Source organism: Flavobacterium croceum DSM 17960 (assembly GCF_002917885.1).
Taxonomy (GTDB): domain Bacteria; phylum Bacteroidota; class Bacteroidia; order Flavobacteriales; family Flavobacteriaceae; genus Flavobacterium; species Flavobacterium croceum.
Map to the genome: position 1 here is coordinate 62,719 of NZ_PQNY01000015.1, position 6,491 is coordinate 69,209.

The window sequence follows — 6,491 nt, forward strand, 5'->3', positions numbered from 1 at the left end:
AGAATTTTTATGTTTTAGTTATTAAAATAAAATTAACACAAGTTGGTTTTTTATCAAATGAAATCTTATAATTATTTACGATAACTGGTTTTACAATATTGAGTAAGTTACACATTAGTTATACAAATGTTCTGATATAATAAAACCTCCTGTCCATGCGTTTTGAAAATTAAAACCTCCTGTAATTGCATCTATATTAAGCACTTCGCCTGCAAAATATAAATTTGAAAACAATTTACTTTGCATCGTTTTGAAATTAATTTCTTTGAGATTTACACCACCTGCGGTTACAAATTCTTCTTTAAAAGTGCTTTTTCCCGAAACAATATATTCAGTAGCACATAGTATTTCGGTTAGCTTTTGCAACTGCTTTTTTGTAACATCTGCCCATTTTTGTGTTGGCTCTATATTGGCCAACGTTAAAAAATATTCCCAAAGGCGTTTTGGAAAATCTGCAAGAGGCTTGTTGATGATATAGTTTTTAGTGTGCGTATTTTTCAATTCTAATAACATTGCAGTAGCATCTTCACTTGTAGTATCTACTAACCAATTTATTTGTATCGTAAATGTGTAATTCATCTCTGCCAATACTCTCGCACCCCAAGCAGATAAGCGTAAAACTGCAGGCCCGCTTATTCCCCAATGTGTTATGAGCATAGGCCCTTGTGTTGCAAGTTTGGTGTTTTGTACTTTTAAGCCTACATGAGCAGAAATCCCCATTAAATGGGTTAAATTTTTATCTGTAATATTAAACGTAAATAACGAAGGCACTGGCTCTACAATACTATGTCCTAAAGTTTGTAGTAGATTCCAAATTTTTGGATTACTACCTGTGGCAACAATTAATTTTTCGGAGGTAAATTGTTGCTGTAACGTTTCTATTTTCCAACTCTCATCTTTGTAAAAAATAGTTTGAACAGATTGTTGCGTAAGTATCTCTATTTTATGTTTTTTTGCTAATGAAATAAAACAGTCAATAATAGTTTGAGAACTATTGGAAACAGGAAACATTCTGCCATCTGACTCTGTTTTTAGCTTCACTCCTCTTTCTTCGAACCACGCTACTGTATCACCACTACAAAATTGATGAAAAGGCCCTTTGAGTTCTTTTTCACCTCTTGGATAATTTTTCACTAAATCATTGGCAACAAAACAAGCATGGGTAACATTGCATCTTCCACCACCCGAAACACGAACTTTTGAAAGTACTTCTTTACCTCGTTCCAAAATAGCGACAGTAGCACTAGGGTATTTTTCGGCACAGTTTATCGCTGTAAAAAAACCAGCTGCTCCACCACCAACAATAAGTATGTCAAAATTATTTTTCAACGCATTAAATATATCTAGTTATAAAACTCTTCTTAATGTGCTTCTAGCCAATCTTTACCCATACCTATTTCAACTTCTAGAGGAACTGCCATTTGAAAAGCATTTTCCATTTCGTGCTTAATCATTGGTTTTATTTTTTCTAATTCTGAAAGATGCACATCAAAAACTAACTCATCATGCACTTGTAACAACATTTTCGACTTCCAATTTTCTTCCGTTAATTTTTTATGAATATTAATCATCGCTATTTTTATAATATCAGCAGCAGAACCTTGTATGGGTGCATTTACAGCATTGCGTTCGGCAGCTCCGCGTACTACAGCATTAGCAGAATTGATGTCTTTTAAATAGCGTCTTCTTCCCGATATGGTTTCTACATAACCATTTTCACGAGCAAAGTCTATTTGATTTTGCATGAATCCTTTTAGTTTTGGATAGGTTTTATAATAAGCCTCTATGAGCTCGGCACTTTCTTTGCGTGAAAGAGCGGTTTGGTTGGACAATCCAAAGGCCGAAACACCATAAATAATTCCGAAGTTTACAGTTTTTGCATTACTTCGTTGTTCTTTTGTTACTTCTTCTGGAGTTACATTAAACACTTTTGAGGCGGTACTTTTGTGAATATCTTCGTTGTTTTTAAAGGCTGCAATCATGTTTTCTTCGCCAGAAAGTGCTGCTATAATGCGCAATTCTATTTGCGAATAATCGGCAGAAAGCAAGGTGTAATTTTCATCACGAGCAATAAAAGCTTTGCGTATTTGACGACCACGTTCTGTACGGATTGGAATGTTTTGCAAATTAGGATTATTCGAACTTAATCTACCTGTAGCCGCAACGGTTTGCATATAATCGGTGTGTACACGTTGCGTTTTTTTGTCTACTTGCAATGGCAAAGCATCAACATAAGTGCTTTTAAGTTTTACCAATTGGCGCCACTCTAGTATATCTCGTACAATTTGATGCTCGAGCGCTAAATAACTCAAAATTTCTTCTCCGGTAGCATATTGTCCTGTTTTGGTTTTCTTTTGCTTTGCGCCACCAATTTTTAATTTATCAAAAAGAATATCACCCAATTGTTTAGGCGATGCCAGATTGAATTTTTCGCCTGCTTCCTCATAAATTTTATTCTCAAATAAGTCTATTTCTTTTTGCATATCTAGAGACATTGTTTTGAGATAATCTTCGTCCAAATTAATGCCTTCTCGCTCCATTGTGGCCAAAACAGGAACTAACGGAATTTCTATTTCGTCAAACAATTTTTTAGTACCTACTTTTTCCAAAATAGGTTGAAAATGTTCTTTTAGTTGCAAAGTAACATCGGCATCTTCTACTGCATATTCTTTTATATCTTCTAATGGAACTTGGCGCATAGAAAGTTGATTTTTTCCTTTTTTCCCAATTAATGTTTCTATCGATTTTGGGCTGTATTTTAAATACGTTTCGCTCAACACATCCATATTGTGGCGCATATCTGGATTGATAAGATAATGTGCAATCATGGTATCAAATAATTTGCCTTTTATCTGAATACCATAATTTGCCAATACTTTTAAATCATACTTAATATTTTGCCCAATTTTTTCGATAGATTCATCTTCAAAAAAAGGTTTAAACTTGTTTATGAGTTCTTGCGCTTCAAGTTGATTTTCTGGAAATGGCACATAAAACCCTTTGCCTTTTTCCCAAGAAAGTGCTAAACCTACCAACTCGGCATTTAGAGCATCTATACCTGTGGTTTCGGTATCAAAGCAAACCGATTTTTGTTTTACTAGATTTTGAAGCAATAATTTTAAGGGTAAATCGCCTTGTACTATTTGATAAAAGTGCGACGTATTTTCTAGCGTATTGTAAGGATTATATGTTTCTGTGTTTTGTGCATCAGCATCGTCTAAATCTTGAAAACCAAACAAATCGAATTGATTTTCTATCTTTTTGGGAGCGGCTTTTTTATGTTCAACGGGTGTTTCTACCTCTTGTGTGTTTTGAACCGCAAAAAGTTTATCAAACTGCGCTTTTAGTTGTCTAAATTCTAATTCCTGAAAAATAGCGTCGGTTTTTTCTATATCGGGTTGCGACATTTCATAATCTTCGGCATGAAACTGCACAGGACAATCAAGCAAAATAGTGGCTAGTTTTTTAGATAAAATGCCTTGCTCTTTATTTGCTTCTATTTTTTCTTTTAAAGCTCCTTTTAATTTATCTGTATTTGCTAATAAATTTTCCATCGAACCAAATTCTGCCAGTAATTTTTTAGCCGTTTTTTCTCCTACACCTGGCAAACCAGGTATGTTGTCTACAGCATCTCCCATCATACCCAAAAAATCTATTACTTGCAGTGGGTGTTCTACTTCAAATTTTGCCTTTACCTCATCTACTCCCCAAATTTCAATATCGTTACCCATACGAGCTGGGCGGTACATAAAAATGTTTTCAGACACTAACTGTCCGAAATCTTTATCGGGAGTAACCATAAATACTTTATACCCCTCTTTTTCTGCTTGTTTTGCCAAAGTACCTATCAAGTCGTCGGCTTCAAAACCTTCTTCTTCTATAATAGGAATGTGCATAGCTTGCAATAATTGATGTATATAGGGTACGGCTATTTTTATAGCTTCGGGAGTTTCATCGCGGTTGGCTTTGTACTCGGTATACATTTCGTTGCGTACTTGGCTTCCGCCTTTATCAAATGCTACGGCTAAATGGTCTGGTTTTTCACGCTTAATTACATCGAGTAAAGAATTCATAAAACCCATAATGGCCGATGTATCCATTCCTTTAGAATTAATTCTCGGATTTTTAATAAAAGCATAATATCCTCTAAATATTAAGGCGTAAGCATCTACAAGAAAAAGGCGTTTTTGTGACATTTAAAATTATTTTTTTAGAGATTCAAATGTACAAAAAGAAAAGTGCTTATTTTAAAATATGCCATCTATATTGTTTTTACTACGTTTTGAAAGCAGTATATTTGCGCTTTATGAGTGCTATATATAGCAAATAAATAGTATTAATTAAACAAATAAAAAACATGGCAAAACTATTGGGTGATATTAAATTTACAGGAAAAATAGACGGACTATCTTTTTATGAATTAAACGGAAAAATTGTAGTACGTAAAACCGGTGGTTTTGATGGAAAGAAGATAAAAGAAGACCCTAAATTTGACAAAGTACGCCAAAATTCTACCGAGTTTGGTCATTGTGCCAAAGTTGGTAGAGCGTTACGATTATCATTAGGTGGTGCTACCAAAAAACTAAAAGAACCATACTTACATAATAAAATTGTTTCGTTGCTTCGAAATGCTGTTAAACTAGACACACTAAATGAAAGAGGCCAAAGAAATATTGGTGATGCTTTAAAAAATACAGAAGCAAAAAAAATGTTTCAAGGATTTGAATTAAGTGCTACTTATAAATGTTCCGATTTTATTAATGCGAAATACAACTTAATTCCCGAAGTGCCTGTAAAATTAGACATTCAAATACAAAATTTTTTAGTACCTACTCCAAACCATATCATGCGTATTCGCTATTATTGGATAGCCTTGAATCTAGAAACTTTAGAATCTAAAACTACCATGAGTGGTGCTTTGGAACTTACTGCACAAACAATAAAGAACCAATCGAATACTATATCGTTTATTAATACAGAAATAGACAGTACAAAAAACTATTTTCTTATAGAAGAATTTTGGTACGACAATGCAGATAAAAACGCTCCTGCAACAGAACAGCGAGGCATACGCATTATTGGAGTTATTTAATCTGTTACAAACTATCTAACGGACTCATAATATTCTGCAACGAATTATTGGTGACTTGTGTATAAATTGTAGTTGTTCTTATATCGTTGTGTCCTAACAAATCTTTAATATATCTAATATCTGTTCCTTGTTGTAGTAAATGTGTTGCATAACTATGTCTCAACCCGTGTATGCCTATTGTTTTATTAATATTTGCCTTTTTCATTGCGTTTTTAAATACTGCTTGAGCACTTCGAACAGAATATTGCTCATGATGAATGCCTTCAAACAAAAATGTTTTTGGTTTATATATTTTATAATATTCACGCATTTCTACAAGTACTGATGTAGGTAAGTTTACATAGCGGTCTTTTTTCCCTTTGGCACAAGCAACTAACACTTGCATAGTATTACTGTCTATATGCTCTATTTTAAGATTTACTATTTCTGAAACCCGCAAACCCATACCATAAGCAAGCTTTAAAATAAGGTTGTGTTTGATATTTTGAGTTACACTAAATATTTTCTTGATTTCATCTTTATTTAAAGCTTTGGGCAAAAGCATTGGTTTTTTGGGTCTAGGAATATCAAACACCAAACGTGGTCTTTTCAATACTTGTTCATAATAAAACTTTATGGCGTTTATACGGCTGTGTATTTGATTTTCTGAAAGTTGAAGTATGTTGTGGCAATACAACAAATAGTTAATCAGATCCTCATAAATAAGATCTTGCACAGGTAATTCTTGAATTTTATACAGCAATTGTGCAAACTCTATAGAATAGGTACGTAATGTATTTTTACTAAAACCTTTAAGTACAATTTTATTTTGATATTCGATAAAAGCATCTCTATTTATTGGGTGTATTTTTCCAAGAACTGTTTTTCCAACAATGTCTACATCTATATCAAATAAACTTCTATAGTAAGGCAAATCTTTCATATACCAACACCTTTGAGTATTGCTCCAATAAATGGCAGCAACCTCTTTGAGTTGTTTACGCAACTCTATATTATTTGGAAAATGTACCCAAATAACCTTTTTGTTATTGTGCTCTCCCAATGAAGCGGTGTAATTATTATTATCAAACATATATACGTGTTTTAATAGATATTTATGCGTAAAAATAATAGATTTTACCAAAACAATACACAACATGTTGAAAAATAATACTATGAAATTTATAAACCATAACAATCAATTGCGTATATTTGTGTGTTGTGTGCCATACTTCCGACGAGATTCAGAAGTCAAACATTTTAGTTTGAACAACCATTTGAATTTTAAGACTTGACGAAATGTCCACTTTTTTTGAGCTATTAGAAAACTAACGGCTGAATTTTATCTGAAATCGAGTAAAGTTTGGTTCAAGTTTAGCGGACATTTAGTAAAGTCTAACGATTTAAAACGGAAAACAAA

The 6,491-nt window shown here is 33.1% G+C and carries 4 protein-coding genes; 1 reads left to right on the forward strand and 3 read right to left on the reverse strand.

What is annotated here, in order from left to right; genetic code table 11:
- Window positions 1-114: 114 nt before the first annotated feature.
- Window positions 115-1,329, reverse strand: a complete 1,215-nt coding sequence (locus Q361_RS11110) for a BaiN/RdsA family NAD(P)/FAD-dependent oxidoreductase (protein ID WP_103726805.1) — start codon at window positions 1,327-1,329, stop codon at window positions 115-117.
- A 32-nt stretch (window positions 1,330-1,361) separates the two neighbouring features.
- The gene (polA, locus tag Q361_RS11115) at window positions 1,362-4,196 is read right to left on the reverse strand and encodes a DNA polymerase I (RefSeq protein ID WP_103726806.1); all 2,835 of its coding nucleotides are present in this window, start codon (window positions 4,194-4,196) and stop codon (window positions 1,362-1,364) included.
- A 161-nt stretch (window positions 4,197-4,357) separates the two neighbouring features.
- Here polA and Q361_RS11120 point away from each other — a divergent pair, with 161 nt between their 5' ends.
- The gene (locus Q361_RS11120) at window positions 4,358-5,092 is read left to right on the forward strand and encodes a hypothetical protein (protein WP_103726807.1); all 735 of its coding nucleotides are present in this window, start codon (window positions 4,358-4,360) and stop codon (window positions 5,090-5,092) included.
- A gap of 4 nt (window positions 5,093-5,096) precedes the next feature.
- On the opposite strand, the gene Q361_RS11125 is transcribed toward Q361_RS11120, so the two are convergent.
- A complete protein-coding gene (locus tag Q361_RS11125) occupies window positions 5,097-6,164 on the reverse strand; it encodes a tyrosine-type recombinase/integrase (protein WP_103726811.1) in 1,068 nt (355 codons plus the stop codon).
- Between the last annotated feature and the right edge of the window lie 327 nt (window positions 6,165-6,491).

Coding starts and splice junctions, on each gene's coding strand:
- polA (WP_103726806.1), bottom strand. CDS start 4,196: ATGTCACAAAAACGCCTTTTTCTTGTAGATGCTTACGCCTTAATATTT.
- Q361_RS11120 (WP_103726807.1), top strand. CDS start 4,358: ATGGCAAAACTATTGGGTGATATTAAATTTACAGGAAAAATAGACGGA.
- Q361_RS11125 (WP_103726811.1), bottom strand. CDS start 6,164: ATGTTTGATAATAATAATTACACCGCTTCATTGGGAGAGCACAATAAC.